Source organism: Azospirillum sp. A29 (genome assembly GCF_042604625.1).
GTDB lineage: Bacteria > Pseudomonadota > Alphaproteobacteria > Azospirillales > Azospirillaceae > Azospirillum > Azospirillum palustre.
In genome coordinates, this window is record NZ_CP170466.1 from 2,620,815 (window position 1) to 2,640,603 (window position 19,789).

General features: G+C 68.7%; 16 protein-coding genes and 1 other RNA gene. 1 reads left to right on the forward strand and 16 read right to left on the reverse strand.

All coding sequences use genetic code 11. The features are described from left to right. Positions 1–2: 2 nt before the first annotated feature. The 16 genes from murG to ABNQ38_RS27605 all read right to left on the reverse strand — a co-directional run bounded on the left by murG (position 3) and on the right by ABNQ38_RS27605 (position 18,772). The gene (murG, locus tag ABNQ38_RS27530) at positions 3–1,262 is read right to left on the reverse strand and encodes an undecaprenyldiphospho-muramoylpentapeptide beta-N-acetylglucosaminyltransferase (RefSeq protein ID WP_377808987.1); all 1,260 of its coding nucleotides are present in this window, start codon (positions 1,260–1,262) and stop codon (positions 3–5) included. Further along, positions 1,259–2,380, reverse strand: coding sequence for an FtsW/RodA/SpoVE family cell cycle protein (locus ABNQ38_RS27535; protein WP_109052119.1), 1,122 nt, complete (start codon positions 2,378–2,380; stop codon positions 1,259–1,261). Before ABNQ38_RS27535 ends, murG begins: the two co-directional genes overlap by 4 nt. Further along, on the reverse strand, positions 2,377–3,798 hold the full coding sequence (murD, locus tag ABNQ38_RS27540) for a UDP-N-acetylmuramoyl-L-alanine--D-glutamate ligase (protein ID WP_377808988.1): 1,422 nt from the start codon (positions 3,796–3,798) through the stop codon (positions 2,377–2,379). The genes ABNQ38_RS27535 and murD overlap by 4 nt, the downstream gene beginning before the upstream one ends. Positions 3,799–3,812: 14 nt before the next feature. After that, positions 3,813–4,898, reverse strand: coding sequence for a phospho-N-acetylmuramoyl-pentapeptide-transferase (mraY, locus tag ABNQ38_RS27545; RefSeq protein ID WP_098739423.1), 1,086 nt, complete (start codon positions 4,896–4,898; stop codon positions 3,813–3,815). 9 nt (positions 4,899–4,907) lie between these two features. Continuing rightward, complete coding sequence (locus ABNQ38_RS27550; RefSeq protein WP_377808989.1) at positions 4,908–6,407, reverse strand: UDP-N-acetylmuramoylalanyl-D-glutamyl-2,6-diaminopimelate--D-alanyl-D-alanine ligase; 1,500 nt, start codon at positions 6,405–6,407, stop codon at positions 4,908–4,910. Beyond that, positions 6,404–7,879, reverse strand: a complete 1,476-nt coding sequence (locus ABNQ38_RS27555) for a UDP-N-acetylmuramoyl-L-alanyl-D-glutamate--2,6-diaminopimelate ligase (protein WP_377808990.1) — start codon at positions 7,877–7,879, stop codon at positions 6,404–6,406. The genes ABNQ38_RS27550 and ABNQ38_RS27555 overlap by 4 nt, the downstream gene beginning before the upstream one ends. After that, entirely contained in the window at positions 7,845–9,716 is a 1,872-nt protein-coding gene (locus ABNQ38_RS27560; protein ID WP_377808991.1) for a peptidoglycan D,D-transpeptidase FtsI family protein, read from the reverse strand. The genes ABNQ38_RS27555 and ABNQ38_RS27560 overlap by 35 nt, the downstream gene beginning before the upstream one ends. After that, complete coding sequence (locus ABNQ38_RS27565; RefSeq protein WP_377808992.1) at positions 9,713–10,522, reverse strand: hypothetical protein; 810 nt, start codon at positions 10,520–10,522, stop codon at positions 9,713–9,715. Before ABNQ38_RS27565 ends, ABNQ38_RS27560 begins: the two co-directional genes overlap by 4 nt. After that, on the reverse strand, positions 10,519–11,493 hold the full coding sequence (gene rsmH / locus ABNQ38_RS27570; protein ID WP_109052125.1) for a 16S rRNA (cytosine(1402)-N(4))-methyltransferase RsmH: 975 nt from the start codon (positions 11,491–11,493) through the stop codon (positions 10,519–10,521). The genes ABNQ38_RS27565 and rsmH overlap by 4 nt, the downstream gene beginning before the upstream one ends. Then, complete coding sequence (locus tag ABNQ38_RS27575) at positions 11,493–11,939, reverse strand: division/cell wall cluster transcriptional repressor MraZ (RefSeq protein ID WP_244592763.1); 447 nt, start codon at positions 11,937–11,939, stop codon at positions 11,493–11,495. The genes rsmH and ABNQ38_RS27575 overlap by 1 nt, the downstream gene beginning before the upstream one ends. A gap of 788 nt (positions 11,940–12,727) precedes the next feature. Then, positions 12,728–13,129, reverse strand: an RNA gene (rnpB, locus tag ABNQ38_RS27580) — RNase P RNA component class A. A gap of 61 nt (positions 13,130–13,190) precedes the next feature. Continuing rightward, entirely contained in the window at positions 13,191–13,883 is a 693-nt protein-coding gene (locus tag ABNQ38_RS27585) for an N-acetylmuramoyl-L-alanine amidase (RefSeq protein ID WP_377808993.1), read from the reverse strand. 7 nt (positions 13,884–13,890) lie between these two features. Continuing rightward, complete coding sequence (locus tag ABNQ38_RS27590; RefSeq protein ID WP_377808994.1) at positions 13,891–14,769, reverse strand: DMT family transporter; 879 nt, start codon at positions 14,767–14,769, stop codon at positions 13,891–13,893. Beyond that, entirely contained in the window at positions 14,766–16,598 is a 1,833-nt protein-coding gene (locus tag ABNQ38_RS27595; protein WP_377808995.1) for an ABC-F family ATP-binding cassette domain-containing protein, read from the reverse strand. Before ABNQ38_RS27595 ends, ABNQ38_RS27590 begins: the two co-directional genes overlap by 4 nt. Before the next feature lie 118 nt (positions 16,599–16,716). Continuing rightward, on the reverse strand, positions 16,717–17,859 hold the full coding sequence (locus tag ABNQ38_RS27600) for a hypothetical protein (protein WP_377808996.1): 1,143 nt from the start codon (positions 17,857–17,859) through the stop codon (positions 16,717–16,719). A gap of 130 nt (positions 17,860–17,989) precedes the next feature. Beyond that, positions 17,990–18,772, reverse strand: coding sequence for a TerB family tellurite resistance protein (locus tag ABNQ38_RS27605; protein ID WP_377808997.1), 783 nt, complete (start codon positions 18,770–18,772; stop codon positions 17,990–17,992). Positions 18,773–19,058: 286 nt separating this feature from the next. Between ABNQ38_RS27605 and ABNQ38_RS27610 the strand changes: the two genes are divergently transcribed. Beyond that, entirely contained in the window at positions 19,059–19,640 is a 582-nt protein-coding gene (locus ABNQ38_RS27610; protein WP_377808998.1) for a GNAT family N-acetyltransferase, read from the forward strand. The last annotated feature ends 149 nt before the right edge of the window (positions 19,641–19,789 follow it).

Consider the following 19,789-nt stretch of genomic DNA (forward strand, 5'->3'; position numbering starts at 1 on the left):
CATCATTCCGCGGCCCCCTTGGCGCTGGCACCGGCGGATGAGCGCCGGGCGTGTTGGGATTGGTCGTGGTCGGAGTCGGCGTGATCGTGAGCGGCGGGGCCGCCGTCCAGCATCGCCAGCACGGCGTCGGCCAGCGCTGTGGCGGCGTCGGCGGTGCCCCAGCCATGGGCGGCGCGGGCCGCGGCGGCGAGCGCTTGCGGATCGGCCAGCAGGGCGGACAGCCGCTCGGCCAGGGCCTGGGCGGTGAAGGAGGGCTGCGGCACCAGCCAGGCGGCGCCGGCCTGGGCCAGATGGCGGGCGTTGGCGGTCTGGTGGTCGTCGGTGGCGTGCGGGTAGGGCACCAGGATCGCCGGACGGCCGATGCAGGTCAGCTCGGCGATGGTGGAGGCTCCGGCGCGCGTGACGGCAAGGTGGCAGGCGGCCAGCCGCTCCGGCACGTCGCGGAAGAAGGTCTGCAACTCCAGCCGGGCGAGGCCCAGCGGCTCCAGCGCGTCGCGGGCGGCCTCCAGATCCTCCGGGCGGCATTGCTGCGCCAGATGGATGCGGGCGCGCATCTCCTCGGGCAACAAGGCCAGCGCCGCGGGGATCACCTCGGAGAAGATTCGGGCGCCCTGGCTGCCGCCCATCACCAGCAGGCGGACGGGGCCGGCGGCACCGGGCGCCTCGTAGGGGGAGAGGCGGCGGGCGGCGACGGCCGGGCGGACCGGGTTGCCGGTGCGGACGATCTTGGCGCGCTGCGCCTCGCCCAGCTTTTCGATGTCGGAGAAGGCGACGGCGATGCGTCTGGCCCCGGCGATCAGCATCCGGTTGGCGCGGCCCAGCACGGCGTTCTGCTCGTGCAGCAGGGCCGGCAGCTTCGATTGGATGGCGGCATAGACGGTGGGGACCGACGGGTAGCCGCCGAAGCCGACCACAGCGGCGGGATCGAGCCGGCGCATCAGCGCCCGCGCCTCCAGCAGGCCGAGGCCCATCTGCAGCGCGGCCTTCAGCTTGCCGACGATGCCGGCGCCGGGGGAGGCGGCGCGGATGCGATGGACCGGCACCTCCGGCAGGTTCTCGCCGAAGGCATGGCCGCGCTTGTCGGTGACCAGCGTCACCGCCCGGCCACGGGCCAGCAGCTCGCGCGCCAGCGCCTCGGCCGGGAACATGTGCCCGCCGGTGCCACCGGCGGCCAGCACGATCACCTTGTTGGCATTGGCGTCGAAGCCCGTAGGGAAGCCCGCATTGGAGCCCGTCGTGCTCAAGTCGGTCGGCCTCCTCATTCCGCTGGGCCGAAGCGTTTGCGTGTCAGTGCCAGAACCATACCCATGCCGAACCCGAGAGCGAGCAGCGAAGAGCCGCCGTAGGAGATGAACGGCAGGGTCATGCCCTTGGTCGGCATAAGATGCAAGGACGAACCCATGTTGATCGCCGCCTGAAGACCGAACTGGATCAGAAGACCGGCAGCGGCCAGCAAAACGAAATAATTGTTGTCGTTGAAGACACGAGCGAACCCGCGCAGAACGACGAAGGCGAACAGAACCACCAACCCCAGGCAGAAGATAAGGCCCAGCTCTTCGCCTGCGACCGCGAAGATGAAGTCGGCATGGCTGTCGGGCAGGTAGAACTTCACCGTGCCCTGGCCGGGGCCGGTGCCCATCAGCCCGCCGTTGGCGAAGGCCTCCAGCGAGCGGTTGACCTGATAGTTGTCGCCGGCATGCGGGTCGAGGAAGCGGTTGATGCGGCTGGTGACGTGCGGCAGCGTGTAATAGGCGCCGACCAGCCCGACCACGCCCAGCCCGCCGAGCCCCATCACCAGAACGAGGTTCAGGCCGGCCAGGAAGAACTGGGTGAACCAGACGGCGGAGACGACGAAGGTCATGCCCAGGTCGGGCTGAAGGATCAGGCCGGCCATGGTGAGGCCGTAAAGCGCCATCGACACCAGCGCGCCGGGGAAGCCCGGATTGGTGCGCGACAGCGAGAACAGCCAGGCGGCGACCACGGCGAAGGCGGGCTTGACGAACTCCGACGGCTGGATCGACAGGCCGGGGATGTGGATCCAGCGGCGCGCACCCTTGATCTCGACGCCCACCACCAGCGTGGCATAGACCAGCGCCACCGAGATCAGGAACACGCCCAGCGCCACCCGCCGCACGCCGCGCGGGCTGAGCAGGGAAACGCCGACCATGATGACGATCGCGGGGATCAGCATCATCACGTGGCGTTCGACGAAATAGAAGGTGTCCTGGATGCCGATGCGCTCGGCCACCGGCGGGCTGGCCGCGGTGATCAGGACGGTGCCCAGGAACATCAGCAGGGCGACGGCGCCCAGCTGCCAGCGGTCGACTGTCCACCACCAGCGGCCGAAGATCGATTGGTCGGTACGGTCGAAGGTGATCATGCAACGCCCCCGCTGGTGCCGTCCCCGGTGCTCTCATGCGCTGCGACGATGTTCGCGACATAGACCGCGAAGGCTTCGCCGCGCTTCTCGAAACTGGCAAACTGGTCCCATGACGCGCACGCTGGAGACAACAGCACGCAAGCGCCCTCCAGCCGTTCCGCCAGGGCCAGTCCGGCTGCCTTCGCAGTCGCAACATCCAGCGTTCCACAGCGTGTATAGGCAACACCCTGCGCGTCGAGCCATGCGGCGAATTGTTCCTGCGCCTCGCCGATCAGGAAAGCGTGGCGGACGCGGCCCATATAGCCCTCCAGACCGGTCAGCCCGGTGTCCTTGGCCTGTCCGCCGAGGATCCAGTAGATCGGGTCGAAGGTCGCCAGCGCCTTTTCGGTGGCGTCGGCGTTGGTCGCCTTGCTGTCGTTGACGAAGCGCACCCCGCTTGCCGTGCCGACCAGCTGCTGCCGGTGGGCGAGGCCGGGGAAGGTCGCCATCGCCGCGACGATGGCCGGCACCGGCAGTCCGGCGGCCTTGCAGGTGGCGAAGGCGGCGGCGGCGTTCTGCCAGTTATGGGCACCCAGCAGGCTGGGCAGGCCGGACAACTCCACGACCTTGGCCGCCTCGCCGTCGGTGTCGTCGACCAGCCACCCGTCGGCGGCATAGACGCCGCCCGCCACCGGCCCCTGGGCGGAGATCGGCCAGATGCGCTGGTCGCCGGCGGCGACGAGGTCGGCGTGGATCTTGCGGCAATGCTCGTCGTCCACCCCGATCACCGCGGTGCGCGGCCAGGTCTGGCGGTGGAAGATCAGCTTTTTGGCGGCGATGTAGCCCTCCATCCCGCCATGGCGGGCGAGATGGTCGGGCGTGATGTTCAGCAGGACCGCGATGTCGAAGGTGATGGAGTGGGTCAGCTCCAGCTGATAGCTCGACATCTCCAGCACGCAGGTGCCGCCCGACCCGATCGGATCGAAGGTCAACACCGGCGTGCCCAGGTTGCCGCCCACCGCGGCCTTGCGGCCGGCGGCGGCCAGGATGTGGCCGATCAGGGTGGTGGTGGTCGACTTGCCGTTGGTGCCGGTAATGCCGATGAAGGCGCAGTCGCGCTCCGCCCGGCCCAGCAGCTCGATGTCGCAGATCAGCTCGATCCCCAGCGCGCGGGCGCGCTCGGCCACCGGATGCGGCTTGGGGTGGGTGTGGGGGATGCCGGGCGACCAGACGATGGTGGTCAGGTCCGACAGGTCGGCGGTGGCGAGATCGACCACGGCGAAGCCTTCGGCCTCCGCCGCGGCGCGGGAGGCGGGGCTGTCGTCCCACACCCGCACCTCGGCCCCGCTGTCGCGGAGCGCGCGGGCGGTGGCGAGGCCGGACTTGCCCAGCCCCATCACCGCGACGGGCAACTCCTGCATATAGAACAGGTCGATCATCGCCGGTGCCCCCCTCAGCGCAGCTTCAGCGTGGACAGGCCGACCAGCGCCAGGATCGAGGCGATGATCCAGAAGCGGATCACCACCGTCGGTTCGGCCCAGCCCTTCTTCTCGAAGTGATGGTGCAGCGGCGCCATGCGGAACACGCGCTTGCCGGTCAGCTTGAAGGAGGCGACCTGCACGATCACCGACACCGTCTCCAGCACGAACAGGCCGCCGATGATGGCCAGCACGATCTCATGCTTGGTCACCACGCTGACCGCACCCAGCGCGCCGCCCAGCGACAGCGACCCGGTGTCGCCCATGAAGACCATGGCCGGCGGGGCGTTGTACCACAGGAAGCCCAGACCGGCGCCGACCAGCGCGCCGCAGAACACCGCCAGCTCGCCGGAGCCCGGCACATGGTGGATCTGGAGATAGTTGGCGAAGATGGCGTTGCCCGACAGGTAGGAGATCAGGCCGAAGCAGCCGGCGGCGATCATCGTCGGCACGATGGCCAGCCCGTCCAGCCCGTCGGTCAGGTTCACCGAGTTGGAGGCGCCGACCATGATGAAGGCGCCGAACGGCACGAAGAACCAGGACAGCTGGACCAGGAAATCCTTGACGAAGGGAACCGCCACGCCGCCCGACAGCGGCGGGGCCGACACCCACATGATCAGTGCCGAGGCGACCAGTCCGATGGCGATCTCCCAGCCCAGGCGGAAGCGGCCGGACAGGCCCTTGGTGTTGCGCTTGGTCAGCTTCAGGTAATCGTCGCCGAAACCGATCAGGCCGTAGCCGATGGTCACCAGCAGGACGATCCAGATGTAGGCGTTGGTCAGGTCGGCCCACAGCAGCGTGCTGACCGTCATGGCGATCAGGATCATCAGGCCACCCATGGTGGGCGTGCCCTTCTTCTTGAAATGGCTCTCCGGGCCGTCGGCGCGGATGGGCTGGCCTTCGCCCTGCTTGCGCTTCAGCCAGGCGATCAGGCGCGGAAAGAAGACGAAGCTGATGACCAGCGACGTGATCACGGCGCCGCCGGTCCGGAAGGTCAGGTACCGGAACAGGTTGAACGGCGAAAAGACGTCGGCCAGACCGAAGAGGAGGTTATAGAGCATTTGGGTCCGTCAGCCTCGCGGGGCCGGCGCGGATTGCGCGGCCGCCTGCGGCTGGTTGGTGGTTCGGGAGGCGGCTTTGTCCTCGCTTTCGCGCCCGCTGTCGAGTGCCGCGAGCGCATCGACGATCAGACCTGTACGACTGCCCAGGGACCCCTTGACCATGATGACGTCGCCGCCCTTGACGGTCCCGGTCACGATGGGGGCCAACTCCACGCTGGTCTCGGTCCAGGCGCCGCGCATCGCCGCCGGCAGGCGGTCGAACAGCGTCTTCATGTGCGGCCCGCAGGCATAGACGGTGTCGACATGCGCGGCGCGCAGCGGCTCGGCCAACCCAATGTGCAGCGCGTCGGCGCGCTCGCCCAGTTCCCGCATGTCGCCCAGCACGGCAATGCGCCGGCCGCCGGCGCCGGGGTCGATCTTGCCCAGCACTTCCAGCGTTGCGGCCATGGCGGCCGGGCTGGCGTTGTAGCTCTCGTCGATCAGCGTGAAGGCGCCTTGCGACAGCTGGATGCGCTTGCGGGTGCCACGCCCCTTCACCGGCGGCAGGCTGGACAGCGATCTTGCGGCGGCGGCGACATCGGCGCCCAGCGCCTTCACCGCCAGCAACACCGCCAGACTGTTCATCACCCAGTGCCGGCCCGGCTGCGACAGGCAATATTGCACCCGTTCGCCGCGGATCAGTGCTGTCACCGCGCTGCAGGTCGCGTGCAGCGAGCAGTCGACCAGCCGGGCGTCGGCCTCCTCATGGGCGCCGAAGCTCCAGATGTCGGTCAGTCCCTGACGGCGGGCGGCAGCGGCCAGCCGGGCATACTGCCCGTTGTCGCGGTTCAGCACGGCGATGCCGCCGGCATCCATCCCCTCGAAGATTTCGGCCTTGGCGTCGGCGATGGCCTCGACGCCGGAGAAGAACTCCAGATGCACCGCCTCGATGGTGGTGATGACGGCGACATGCGGCCTGACCTGCCGCGATAGCGGTCTGAGCTCGCCGGCGTGGTTCATCCCCAACTCGAACACGCCATAGCGGCTGTCGGCCGGCAGGCGGGCGAGCGACAGAGGCACGCCCCAATGGTTGTTCAGGCTGCCTTCATTGGCATAGGTCGCCCCTTGCGCCGACAGGACGTGGCGCAGCGTCTCTTTGGTCCCGGTCTTGCCGACCGAGCCGGTGACACCGACGAAGCGCGCGCCGCAACGCGCCCGCGCCACCACGCCCAGCGCTGCCATCGACTCCAGCGTGTCGGACGGTGCGATCAGCAGCGGCACGCCTTCAGGGAGGCCGTCCGGCAGATGATCGACCATCGCCGCCGCGGCACCGGCGGCCAGCGCGGCGCCGATGAAGGCATGCCCGTCGAAATTCGGTCCGCGGATGGCGACGAACAGGTCGCCCGCCGCCACCTTGCGGCTGTCGATGGCGACACCGGTCGCGGTCCAGGCGGACGGGCCGGAGAGACGCCCACCGGTGGCGGCCGCCGCCTCATCCGCTGTCCAAAGGACCGTCTTGTCCCCGCTCATACTCCAACCTCCGCTACGGCTTTCCGGGCCTCGTCCGCGTCATCGAACGGACGCACCTCGGTGCCGATCGTTTGTCCCTGTTCGTGGCCCTTGCCGGCGATGACCAGCACGTCGCCGGGCTGAAGCTGCCGCACCGCGGTGCGGATCGCCTCGGCCCGGTCGCCGATCTCCTCCAGCCTGCCGGCCAGATCCCCGGTGGCTCCGGCCAGCACCTGACTCCGCACGAAGGCGGGGTCCTCGGTCCGCGGGTTGTCGTCGGTGACGATGGCACGGTCGGCCAGTCTGGCCGCCAGAGCCCCCATCACCGGCCGCTTGCTGCGATCGCGGTCGCCGCCGCAGCCGAACACCGTCACCAGATGGCGCGCGGCATGCGACCTCAGCGCGAGAAGCACCGTTTCCAGCGCATCCGGCGTGTGGGCGAAATCGACGTAGACCGTCGCCCCGTTGGGATGGGTCGCGACATGCTGCAACCGGCCCGGCACACCTTCCAGCAAGGAAAGGCTGTCCAGCGCCCGTTCGGCGTCGCCGCCGGACCCGATGACCAGACCCAGCGCGCAGAGCACGTTCCAGGCCTGGAACCGACCTGCCAGCGGCAGGTCCACCGTCACGTCGCGGCCGAGCACGGACAGGGAGAGCCGCTGGCCATGGGCCAACGGCTCCACCCCGGTTACCCGAAGCTCGGTGCCGGCCAGACCATAGGACAGGACCCGGTGGCCACGGTCGTTACAAATGGTGGCAAAATGTTGAAATTCCGGAGAGTCGGCGTTCAGCACCGCGACGGCGCCCGGCGGCAGGACGCGGTCGAACAGCATCGCCTTGGCGTCGCGGTACGCCTCCATCGTGCCGTGATAGTCGAGATGGTCCAGCGTCAGGTTGGTGAAGCCGGCGGCCTTGATCGCCACCCCGTCCAGCCGGAACTGCTCCAGGCCATGGCTCGACGCCTCCATCGCCAGATGGTCGATGCCGGCATCCTTGGCGGCGGCGAGATCGCCGTGGAGCGACACCGGATCGGGCGTCGTCATCCCGCCATAGCCGTGCAGGCCGGGGCCAAGCAGGCCCAGCGTGCCCAGGCTGCCGGCGGGCAGGCCGAGGCGCGTCCAGATCTGGGCGGCGAACTGGACGGTGGAGGTCTTGCCGTTGGTGCCGGTCACCGCCACCACCGTCTCCGGCTGGCGCCCGCCATGGAAGGCGGCGGCCATAAGCGCGAAGGCGAGGCGGGGCTGCGGGTCGGTCAGCAGGACGGCGGTCGAACCGGTGGGCAGCTCGGTGCCCTCGGGCGCCAGCACGGCGACGGCGCCCCTGGCGAGTGCGTCGGCGATGAAGGCGCGGCCATCGGCCTTCACGCCGGGCAGGGCGGCAAAGACAAAGCCGGGCTTGACCGCCCGGCTGTCGGCGGTCAGCCCGGCGATGTCGGGGTCGGCAACGCCGCGGGTGGCGTCAGCGCGGCTTGGTCTGAGTTGGGAAAGACGCAACGGTGCTTCCCTTCGCGGGGGGTGGAGCGGTGACGGGCGGCAGCGACTGCTGCCAGTTGGTGGAACCGGCGGCGTTCAGGTAGGTGGAGTTCAGGATCTCCGGCGTGTTCTCGTCCACCACCGGCACGTTAAGCAGCGGGCCGATCTGCTTGACGATGCGGCCCACCGCCGGGGCGGCGACCCAGCCGCCGGTGGCGTAGCCGTAGGTCTTGGCCGTCGCCTGCGGTTCGTCGACCAGCACATAGACGATGTAGCGCGGATCGTTCATCGGGAAGGCGCCCAGGAACGACGACATGCGCGAGTTCTTCTGGTAATGCTTGCCCTTCTGCTTGTCCGCCGTGCCGGTTTTCCCGCCGACGACATAGCCCTTCACTTCCGCCGACTTGCCGGTACCCTCGGTGACGACGAAGCGGAACATGCGCCGCATCATGTCGGAGGTCTGGCGCGACACCACCTGTTCGGTCGGAACCTCGCCGTCGGGCTGGCGCTTCAGCAGCGTCGGCTTGTGGAAGAGGCCGCCGTTGATGACGGACGCGGCGGCGGCCACCGTGTGCATCGGGCTGACCGAAATGCCGTGGCCGAAGGAGATGGTGTAGCTGTTGACCTCGCGCCACGGGTTGGGCACCAGCGGCCAGCCACTTTCCGGCAGCTCCAGCCCGGTGGGCTTGGTGAAGCCCATCTTGGTCATGAAGGCCTTCTGCGCTGCCACGCCCACCTGCTGCACCATGCGCACGGAACCGAGGTTGGAGGAGTGCTGGAACACTTCCGCCACCGTCAGGGCGCGGTGCAGGTTGTGGTAGTCGTTGATGGTGAAGCGGCCGATCTTGACCGGATGTGCGGCGTCGAACATGTCCGACACCCGGATCTTGCCGGTGTCGAAGGCCAGCGCAGAGTTGAAGATTTTAAAGGTCGAACCCATTTCGTACACGCCGAGCGTCGCCCGGTTGAACAGCGTGTCGGGGTTCAGGCCGGTCGGGTCCTGCGGGTCGAAGTCGGGCAGCGAGACCATCGACAGCACTTCGCCGGTGCGCACGTCAAAGACGATGCCGGCAGCGCCGATGGCGCTGAACTCCTGCACCGTGGCAGCCAGTTCCTTCTTCAGGACATGCTGCAGCCGCAGGTCGATGGACAGCTGAAGCGGTGTTCCGGGCTCCTCGGTCAGCCGCTTGTTGAAGCCCTGCTCCATGCCGGCAAGGCCGTTGTTGTCGATGCCGGTGAAGCCGACGATGTGCGAGGTCAGCGGGCCGGCCGGATAGAAGCGGCGCTCCTCCCGCTCGAACGCGACGCCGGGGATGCCCAGACGGTGGACGGCGGCCTGCTGCTTCGGCGTCAGGTTGCGCTTCAGCCAGACGAAGCGGCGGTCGCCGCTCAGCTTGCTCAGCACGTCCTTGTAATCCAGGTCGGGCAGGGCGCCGACCAGCTTCTGCGCGGCCTCTTCCGGGCGCGAGACCAGCTTGGGGTCGGCATAGAGCGACTGGGTGACTAGCGAGGTCGCCAGCAGGTTGCCGTTGCGGTCGGTGATGTCGGCGCGGTTGGTGGTGGTATCGCCCACCTCGAGCGCCACATGCTGACGCGGCTCGCCGCCGCCCGCGAGCAGCGTGGCCATCGCCAGCTTGACGCTGATGGCGGTGAAGACGGTCGTGACCACGGCAGCCGTCACCATCAGGCGGTAACGGCTCTGCTCCAGCGCGACCGCCAGCGAGGTCCGCGGCTTGGCGGACGGTTGCGGGGCCGGCTGGGGAAAGGGCGAGGGCGCCGGCGGCGGCACATAGGTGCTGCCGGTGCTGGCACCAGGCTGGCCGTAGCCGGCCGGGCCGCCGTGGTCGTGACCGATCATCGATTGGCCCCCAGGCGCGCAACGAGCAGCCCGAGGCTGTCGGTCGGCTTGGGCTGATAGGGTTGCTGCGCGGCCGGGGCCGCGGCGGCAACCTTAGGTGCGGGCGCCGGCGCCGGGATCGGGCGGGAGGCCAGTTCGGTTGGGCGCGCGGTCGGGGCGTTGGGCGCCAGCTTGCCGGCGGCGGCCGGCGCAGCCGGAGCCGCCGACTTCTCCGTAGGCGCACGGGCGGAGCCGGGCACCAGGGCGGCCGGCTTGATCCGGTTGGCGCGGGACGGGTCGGCAAGGGCGGCGCCGGAGGGCAGGGACGCCGGCACGACGACAGGCGCGCGTTCCAGCGCCTTTTCCATCGGCAGAGGCTTCGCCAGCCCGACCGGCGCGCTGACCGGAACGATTCCGGCAGCGGCGTTGTTGTTGGGGGCGGCAGGCACGCGGGCGGCGGCCAGCTGGGAATTGCCGGTGCCGGGCGCGCGGACCATCGGCGGCAGCGGAGCGCCGGGCAGTGCCTGGGCCGGCGGCGGGACCGCGTCGGCCGGGCGCATCGGGATCATGTCCATCGCCAGGTACTGGCGCGGCTCGGTCGGCTGCAGCGTCAGATAGGCCTGGGCCATCTGCTCCAGCTTGGTGGGGTCGTTCAGGTAGCTCCACTCGGCCTTCAGGACCTGGATCGACTCCTGTTCCAGAATGATCTTGCGGTTCAGCCCGGCGAGCTTCTCCTCAAGATCCTGGACGTCGTAGCTGGTCTGGAACAGCACGCCACCGGCGGCCGCGATCAGGCCACCCCAGAACAGCCAGGTCTTGCCTTTCATGCTGCCTCCTTGCCGGACGCCGGGAACGCGGGCGCCTCGGTACGTTCAGCCGCGCGCAGCCGGGCGGACCGGGCGCGGGGATTGTTACGGGCTTCGGCCTCGCTCGGGTCCACGGGTTTCCGGGAGAGCAGGCGGAAGGATGGGTGATGCGCCGCGACCGCGGTCACGGGCGTGTGGCGGGACGGGGAGGGCGGCGGCGAGGAGCGTTCCCGCAGGAACGCCTTGACCTCGCGGTCCTCCAGCGAATGGAAGGAGACGACGGCGAGACGCCCGCCGGGCGCCAGCAGCGACTCGGCGGCGGACAGGCCGCGCCGCAGTTCGCCCAGCTCGTCGTTCACATGGATGCGCAGCGCCTGAAAGGTGCGGGTGGCCGGGTCGATCCCGTCGCCCTTCCCCTTCGGCACCACCGACCGGATGATCTCGGCCAGCCGTCCCGTGCGCTCGATCGGCGCCTCGCGGCGGGCGGCGACGATGGCGCGGGCGACGCGGCGTGCCATCCGCTCCTCGCCCAGGTGGTAGACGATGTCGGCCAGATCCGATTCGTCGGCGGTGTTGACCACGTCGGCGGCGGTCGGCCCATCCCGTCCCATCCGCATGTCGAGCGGGCCGTCGAAGCGGAAGGAGAATCCGCGCTCCGGCTCGTCGATCTGGGGGGAGGAGACGCCGACGTCGAGCGCCACGCCGTCGACTGTCCCGACGCCATGGTCGGCGAGCAGCCGGTCCATATCGCCGAATCGGCCCTCGATCACCTCCAGCCGTCCGGGGAACTCCTGGGCCAGCGCACGGCCGCGCTCGATCGCGGCGGGGTCGCGGTCGATCCCGATCACGCGGCATGAGGCCGATTGCAGCAGGGCGCGGCTGTAGCCGCCGGCGCCGAAGGTGCCGTCCACATAGAGGCCTCCGTCGCGCGGGGACAGCGCGGCGATCACCTCGTCCAGCAGGACGGGAATGTGAATGCGGGTGCCGGTCATCAGGCGCCCTCCCCGCTCCGGCTGGCAGCGCCGCGGGACGCCTTGGCGACGATCTGGCTGAGGGAGATGTCTTTGCGCACGACCTGTTCGCGCAGTGCCGCCTCGTGGGCTTTCAAGGCGTTGGGTTCCCAGATTTGGAAGGTTTTGCGGCGGCCGATGAAGGCGGCCTCTTCGGTGATGCCGGCGAATTCCGCCAGCTCTTTGGGCAGGACGATGCGGCCTTCGGCGTCGGAGGAGACGGGGATCAGCTTTCCGAAGATGAAGGTCTCGATCATGTCGCGCTCGTCGGCATCGAGGTCGGGGGATTCGAGGCTTTCGGAGAGGACGTCGAGATAGTCCTGGTCGGCGCCTTCCAGCGCCTGGTGGTTCAGCGAGGGCCAGAGATAGACGGTGCTGGGAGCCGACGTCTTGGCAAGCGACTGCCTGAACTGTGCCGGGATGGACACACGCCCTTTCCTGTCAACTTTGTTGACGTATGTGGACAGGAAAACGGCCATAGGCCCGGTGATCCCCCCTGCTATTCCCCGTGCGCGGTCGGGTGCTCCGCGCTAGCCCCGCTTGGCCCATTCAGCTCCCGCCCCCGGTGTTAACCAGAATGGGTAAGAGCCCCCCTTAAATGGGCGTTCTTGGGATAGCATGGGACGGCATGGGCGTCAACGCTCCCCCGAGTATTCAGACGGGGGTGTCAAGACTTTTGGGTCATGCTGTGGCATCCGGGCAAGTTGGTGTACGAAATCTCAGAATCTTCGCAGTATTCCGCTGGACTCTCGCGATGTGGATAAAGTTATCCACATAGGTTCTTCGAACGTTCCAAAATTTTAAGAAAATGCTGTGTATGCATGGTTTGTCGGACTGACGAATCGACCCCCTCGGACGGCATAGAACCTTGGGTGGGAACCCCCGGTCCGGCATGGGACAGCATGGGAAATCGCCCCACAGTTATCCACCGGCTGTGGATTAGTCTGGGGAAAATGTGGATGGGGCCGTGCACATCCTGGGGATGGCAGCGGAAAAGCCCGGCGGACTGCGGGGTACCGGGGGAGGGGCGGTCGCATCCGCCCTGTGGATGACAGCGGAAATCGCCCGTCGACTGTCCGTCTCCCGCCCACGCCGTCCCATGCCCGCCCGTCGAAAGACAGGGCGAGGGCAAACGGCTGCTGCCATGGGGCGCCATGGGATCGGCCGCCCCGACGGGGGATCGGATTTGGGACGGGCAGGGCAAAAGAGATGGGAAAGTGCCAGATGGCCTGTAAGCCGGGTTCTGTATCCCGCCCCGAGGGGCAGGCGATGGCCATTCGTCTGGGACGCCGGTTGCCCGGACGCCTCGCGCGACCAACCCGAGCGACGGCGCGGAAACGCGCTTGACCCACGCCCGTCCCGTTGCGGGGACAGTGGTCGGGCCGCTCCTATTCGGTCTTGCTCCCGGTGGGGTTTACCGTGCCGTCCCCGTTGCCGGGTCCGCGGTGCGCTCTTACCGCACCCTTTCACCCTTACCTGCGTCGAAACGCCGGCGGTTTGCTTTCTGTGGCACTTTCCCTAGGGTCGCCCCCGCCGGCCGTTAGCCGGCACCGTGTTTCCGTGGAGCCCGGACTTTCCTCCCCCGGTCGAAACCGAAGGCGGCCATCCGGCCATCTGGCGCGGTCGTTCATATAGGGAAGCGGCCGTGGGGGCAAATCCCAAATCGTGGATGCCGACCGTTACCGGCCCGTCAACCGCAGCAGCGCGCGCAGGCGCCGCACCGTCTCGCGGTCGGGGATGCCGGTCAGGCAGTTGGGATGGAAGTGGCGCTGGAAGGTCAGTAGCGCCCGCGGCTCGGCCGGGTCGTACCCATAGCGTCCCAGCAGTGCGGCGACCTCCATCGTGTCGGCGGGGCCGTCGTCTGCCCGGGACGGCGTGGGCCAGAGCCCGAGTCCCCGGACGGCGAGGCCCGGCCAATCGAACAGTTCGCCCGGATCCTCCTTGCGGGCAGGGGCCACGTCGCTGTGACCCAGCACGTCGGCGGCGGCGATGCCGTGCCGGGCGACGATGCCCAGGCAAAGCTCGGCGACCGCGGCCATCTGCATCGGCGGGAAAGGCCGGTAGCCGAACTCGTGGCCGGGATTGACGATCTCAACCCCGATGGAGCGGCTGTTGACGTCCTCCGTCCCGCGCCAGCTCGACCGGCCGGCATGCCAGGCGCGCCGGTCTTCCGGCACATGGGCATAGACGGTGCCATCCTCGTCCACCGTGTAATGGGCGCTGACTTGGGACGCCGGATCGCACAGCCGCTCCAGCGCATGGGCAGCGGTGGGCATGCCGGTGTAATGCAAGATCAGCAGTTCCACCCGTGCACCGTCGGCCCGGGGGCCGTGGTTGGGGGAGGGGCGGTCGATCCGGCGGAAGGCGCTCATGTCGGCATCAGGTCGGGTTGGTGACGGTCTCGCTGACGGTGCGCGGACGGCGCTTCACGATGACCGCGACGCCGCCGATGGTCAACAGCCCGCCGATGGCGAGGTTGATCGTCACCGGATCGCCCATCAGCAGCACGCCGCTGGCCACGCCGAAGACCGGCACGGTCAGAAGATAGGGCATGGTCTGGTTGACGGAATAGCGTCCCAGCAGCGGATACCACAACCCGTAGGCGATGATGGTGACGGCGACGGCCATGTAGGCGATGGACGCCCAGCCGACCCAGGTCGAGTTCGCCAGCGCCGCCATCTGTCCATGCTCCAGCAGCAGCGACAGGAGCAGCAGCTGCGGCATGGCGAACAGCGCCATCCAGCCGTTGACGGCGAAACCGTTCACCGCCCCGATCAGCTTCATCTGCACGCTCGCCACCGCAAAGGCGAAGCTCGCGGCGAGGATCAGCAGCAGCGAATGGAGCGACTCGCCCAGCCGCGGCTCTCCTGCGATCACCGCCACGCCGGCGAAGGCGGCAGCCATGCCGACGCCGCGGCGCCAGCCCAGCTTGTCCTTGAACACCAGTGCCGCCAGCAGGGAGGAGAAGGGCACCTGCGCCTGTGCCGCCAGCGAGGCGGTGGCAGCGTCGATCCCCTTCAGTCCGGTGAACATCATCGGGAAATGGATGCTGCCCAGGGTGACCGACAGCAGTGCGATCTTCCACAGCTTGTCGCGCGGCACGCGGAAGAAGGGGATGATCAGCACCGCCACCAGGGCGAAGCGCAGGAACATCACGAACAGCGGCGGAAATTCGGCCAGCGCCCATTTCGCCACCACGAAGTTCAGCCCCCACAGCGCCATCACCACCAGCGCCTGGAGCGTGTGGGCAAGGCTCATGCCCGCCCGCCTTCCAACTCCTCGCGCATCGCCTCAAGTTCCAGCCAGCGCTCCTCCGCCGCGGCCAGCGCCGCCTGCTTGGCGTGCAGCTGCTCGCTCGTCTTCTGGAACTTGGCGGGGTCGCGGGTGAACAGGTCGGGATCGGCCAGCGCCTTCTCCAGCTTGGCGATCTCGCCCCCCAGACTGTCCATGCGGGTGGGCAGCTCGTCCAGCTCGCGCTGGTCCTTGTAGCTCAGCTTGCCGCGCGGCTTGGTTGCGGCGGCCGGCGCCTGGGCGGCGGGTTTCGGCTTGGCGGATGCTGCGGCGGGCGCCGCCTTGGCCGGGCGCTGCACCAGATAGTCGGAATAACCGCCGGCATATTCGGTGGCGGTGCCGTCGCCCTCCAGCGCGATGGTGGCGGTCACCAGCCGGTCGAGGAAGTCACGGTCGTGACTGACCAGCAGCAGTGTGCCCTGATAGTCGCCGAGCACATCCTCCAGCAGGTCCAGCGTGTCCATGTCGAGGTCGTTGGTCGGCTCGTCGAGGATCATCATGTTGCTGGGCTTGGCGAACAGCCGGGCCAGCAGCAGCCGGTTGCGCTCGCCGCCCGACAGCGCCTTGACCGGGCTGTCCAGCTGCCGGGTGTCGAACAGGAAATCCTTCATGTAGCCGGCGACATGGCGCGACACGCCGTTGACCACCACCGCATCGCCGCCGAAGGGGCACAGCACCTTGCGGATGGTGTCCTCCGGGTTCAGCCCCTCGCGCCGCTGGTCGAAATAGGCGGTGTCGAGGTTGGTGCCCAGCTTCACCGTGCCCTCGTCGGGATCGAGCTGGCCGGTCAGCATCTTCAGCAGGGTGGACTTGCCGGCGCCGTTCGGCCCGATCAGGCCGACCCGGTCGCCGCGCAGGATGCGGGTGGAGAAGTCCTTCACGATGGTCTTGCGGCCGTCGGGCGTGTCGAAGCCCTTGGAGATGCCGGTCGCCTCGATCACCAGCCGGCCGCCGCGTTCGGCCTCGGCGATGGCGAGCTTGGCCTGCTGGCCGCCCTTGATCTGCTCCGCACGACCGGCCCGCAGGTCCAGCAGGTTGCGGACGCGGCCCATGTTGCGGGTGCGCCGGGCGGAGATGCCCTCGCGCAGCCACTTCATCTCGCTTTCGATCTTGCGGTCCAGCTTGTGGGCAGCGGCCTCTTCCGACTCGAACACCTCGGCCTGCCACGTCTCGAAGTCCGAGAATCCGCGGTCGGTCGCGCGCACCGTGCCGCGGTCGAGCCACAGCGTCCGCTTGGCCAGCCGGTTCAGGAAGGCGCGGTCGTGGCTGATCAGCAGCAGGCCGCCGCGGAAGGACAGCAGCTCCTCTTCCAGCCACTCGATGGTGGGGAGGTCGAGGTGGTTGGTCGGCTCGTCCAACAGCATGACGTCGGGGTTGCCGACCAGCGTGCGGGCCAGTGCGGTGCGGCGCGATTCGCCGCCCGACAGGGTGCGGGGGTCGAGGTTGCCGTCCACCTGGAGCCGGTCGAGCACGGCGTCGACGCGGTGCGCCTCGTCCTGCTCGTCGGCGGGCAGGCCCTGCACGACATAGTCCTGGACGGTGGCGCAGCCGGTGAAGTCCGGCTCCTGCGGCAGATAGGCGAGGCGGGCGCCCGGCTGGACGAACACGGTGCCGCCGTCGGGTTGGATCATCCCGGCCAGCACCTTCATCAGCGTCGACTTGCCCGACCCGTTGCGTCCGACCAGGCAGGCGCGGTCGCCGCGGCCGATGGACAGGTCGATGCCGTCGAACAGCGGACGGCCGCCGAAGGTGACGGAGACGCCCTGGAGCGCCGTGATGGGTGCGGGAGGAGCCATGGACCGTTCGTGCGCCGGAAAATCGAGGGAAGGGGATGGGTTATAGCGCGCCGTCCCCCTCCACCGCGACCCGGAAAAACGGTTGGGCGGGTTGCGCCCGGTGGAACCGCCCCCGCCGTCAGGCCGATACCGGGGCGATGCCGGTCGGGGCCGGCACCTGCTGTTCCTGCATCTTGAAGCCGAAATAGGTGCCGTTGCTGATGCCGGTCAGGGCCAGCAGGTTGGCCGACAGTTCCGGCATGCCCAGCGTGCGGGTGACCTCGTAGAGGAAGGTGATGCCCAGCACCCCGGTCCAGGCCAGCAATTGCAGGCGATGGATGTTGTAGCCGGCGGCGTCGCTCAGCAGATCGGGCAGCAGCCCCTGGGTGGGCGGATAGACCTGCTCCAGGCTGGCGGCCATCGCCGTCCGGTCGGGCGGGGTGGCCGCGGCGGCAGCGATGTAGAGGGCGGCGTGCTGCTGGCGCCGGGTCTGGTCGTCGCTCGGCCGGCGGTCCTGGAAGGCGGCCAGGACCGAGGTGCCGCCGACGATCCCCATCAGCGCCATGGTGCCGGTGGTGATGGTGTCCATCGATCCGGTGATGGTCAGGATGGCGGCGTAGGAGGCGGTGACGATCCCGCTCCACCACAGAAGCTGGAAGCGGGCGAGGCTGTAGGGCGCCCGATAGTTGCCCGGCATCGGCACGCCGGCAATCGGGGTGATGGCATCGGTGCGTCCGAAATGGCGGAAGAAGGCGAACAGGAACACCGCCGCCACCAGGGCGAACCACACCGCCGCCAGCCCGAGGTCGCGGTCGCTGGCGCCCTGGATGGACACCATCTGCGGCGCGGTCGTCATGCCGCCGGTGGCCGGGCCGAAGGCGACCGGCAGGGTCTTGGTCCCGGCGAGGCTGAAGAAGCCGCTGAAGGCGGTCTGCCAGGATGCCCGCCGCTTCGCCGCGTCGTCGCCGTTGCCGGCGATGGAGGTCGAGGCGGTGCCCATCAGTTCGCCCTTGGCGGAGCAGGCGAAGCTGGCGCGGGCGCCGGGAATGGTCTGGCCGCTGGCGACCAGGACCAGGGCTTGCGCGTTCAGCGTTGCCGCCTGCGTGGCGCAGTCGGTGCCGGCAGGTGGCGTTCCCAGGTTCAGCGTTAGCGGCTGGCCCAGCACCACCGTGGTGTCGCCGGTTGTTGCGGGGGCCGGCATCTGCGCCTGGGCGCCGCCCCCCATGGCAATCGTCGTTCCCAATACAGCGGCGAAGACCGTCCGGATGATCGTGCGTCGCATCGTCGTGTCGTCCCCAAAACACGCGGGCAACCGGTCGCCCGCCCCGCTGGGGACGATACGTCAGGAAACGGGATAAAGACCATGGGAAAGCAATTTGAAATGAACTCGATCTGCAACGATTCTCGGCAGGTTAGGACAGGGCGGCGGCACCTTCCCGTTCGCGCCGGATGCGGTCGTAGGCGGCGTTGATCAGCGCGAGTTTCTGCGTCGCCAGATCGATGAATTCCTGTGGCATGCCCTGGGCGATCAGCCGGTCCGGGTGGTGTTCCCGGACCAGGGCCCGGTGCGCGGCCTTGACCGCGTCGTCAGCGGCCAGACGTGCCACGCCGAGCACGGCATAGGGGTCGGTTTCCGTCGGGGTGCCGGCCAGATGGTGACCGGCGACGATGCGGCGGAAATCGGCCTCGTCGAAGCCGAAGATCACGGCGACGGCGTGCAGATACTCGACCTCCGTCTCGTGCAGCTCGTCATCGGCCTCGGCGATCATCAGCAGGCTGTCGAGCAATTCCTCCAGCACCGCGTGCTTGTCCTCGAACAGCTTGGCGATCTGGCGGGCATATTCCTCGAACCCGCGGGTGTCGCGGCGCGCGAGGTCGAAGACCCGGCCGATATTGTCCAACTCCTCCGGCGGGACGCGGAACAGCCGCTTGAAGGTGTCGACCTCCACCCGCTTCACCACGCCGTCGGCCCGGGCCATCTTGGCGGCCAGCGCGATCACGCCGATGGTGAAGGCGACGGTCTGCTTGGCCGCTTCGGCCTCGGCATCGCTCATGCCGCGGCGCGGTTGCTCGTCCGCGCCGCAGGGCGACCACAGATCGACCGCATGCCCGGCCAGACCGCCCAGCAGGGCGCCGAGCGGACCGCCGGTGAACAGGCCGGCCGCGCCGCCCAGGATCTTGCCCCAGATGCTCATGTCATGCCCTTTTGTGCACAGGCCACCCCACCAGTGAGCGCAGCATAGCGGCCGGAAAAGGGCAGGCCAACTGTGGCTTGCCGGCAACAGGCCAGCATTGTTGGTATCGCGAATTTCTAATAAGCGCTTGCGAATCCCGCCGACCACGCCATGTTGCAATGCAACAAAAGGCGCCGGAGAGAGCGCCGCTCGCGATAAGACGGTGCCTGCCGACAGCGGCGCCGGAGCCTGGGGAAAACGTTCTGCACGAATGCGTTTTCGGATTTCGAGAACCGTGAGCAGAGCCATGCCTGTCATCCGCAAGATCATGCCGACCGAACTGCCCCAGTACCGGGCGCATCTTCTCCGCCTCGACCGCACGGACCGTTATGCCCGCTTCGCCGGCACTCTGTCGAACGAGGCGGTGGAGCGGCATTGCACGGCCATCGACTGGGGCCGGACGGTGATTCTCGGCGCGTTCGAGGACGGCGTGCTGGGCGGCGCCATCGAACTGTGCGGCGACCGCCTCCTCTGGCCCGAACAGGCTGAATTCGGTATCAGCATCGAGTCGGGATTGCAGGGCAAGGGTATCGGCAGCACGCTGGTCCGCCGCATCCTGACCGTCGCCCGCAACCGCGGCATCCGCCATGTCCATATGGTGTGCCTGGCGGAAAACTCCCGCATGCGCGCCCTGGCCCGCCGGTTCGGCGGACGGCTGGCGCTCGACGGCGGCGAGATCACCTCGATGTTTGAGCTGCCGGCACCCAACCAGTTCTCCATCGCCTTGGAAGCGCTGGAGGATGGCAGCGGCGCCTTCAACAGCATCCTGTCGGGCAATGCCATTCAGTCCCGTCTGTCCACCCGCCCGCGGGAGCGGCTGGCCGCCTGACGGCGACATCTGCAAGGTCGGTCGTCTGTGATCCTGTGTTCTTTCCGCCGCGTCCGTCCTTCCCGATGGGGGCGGGCCACTCAGGCGGTTGAAATTCGCTGCCGGATCGCGAAACTCCGGCCCACGCGCGGTGCGGTTGCCGCGCATGG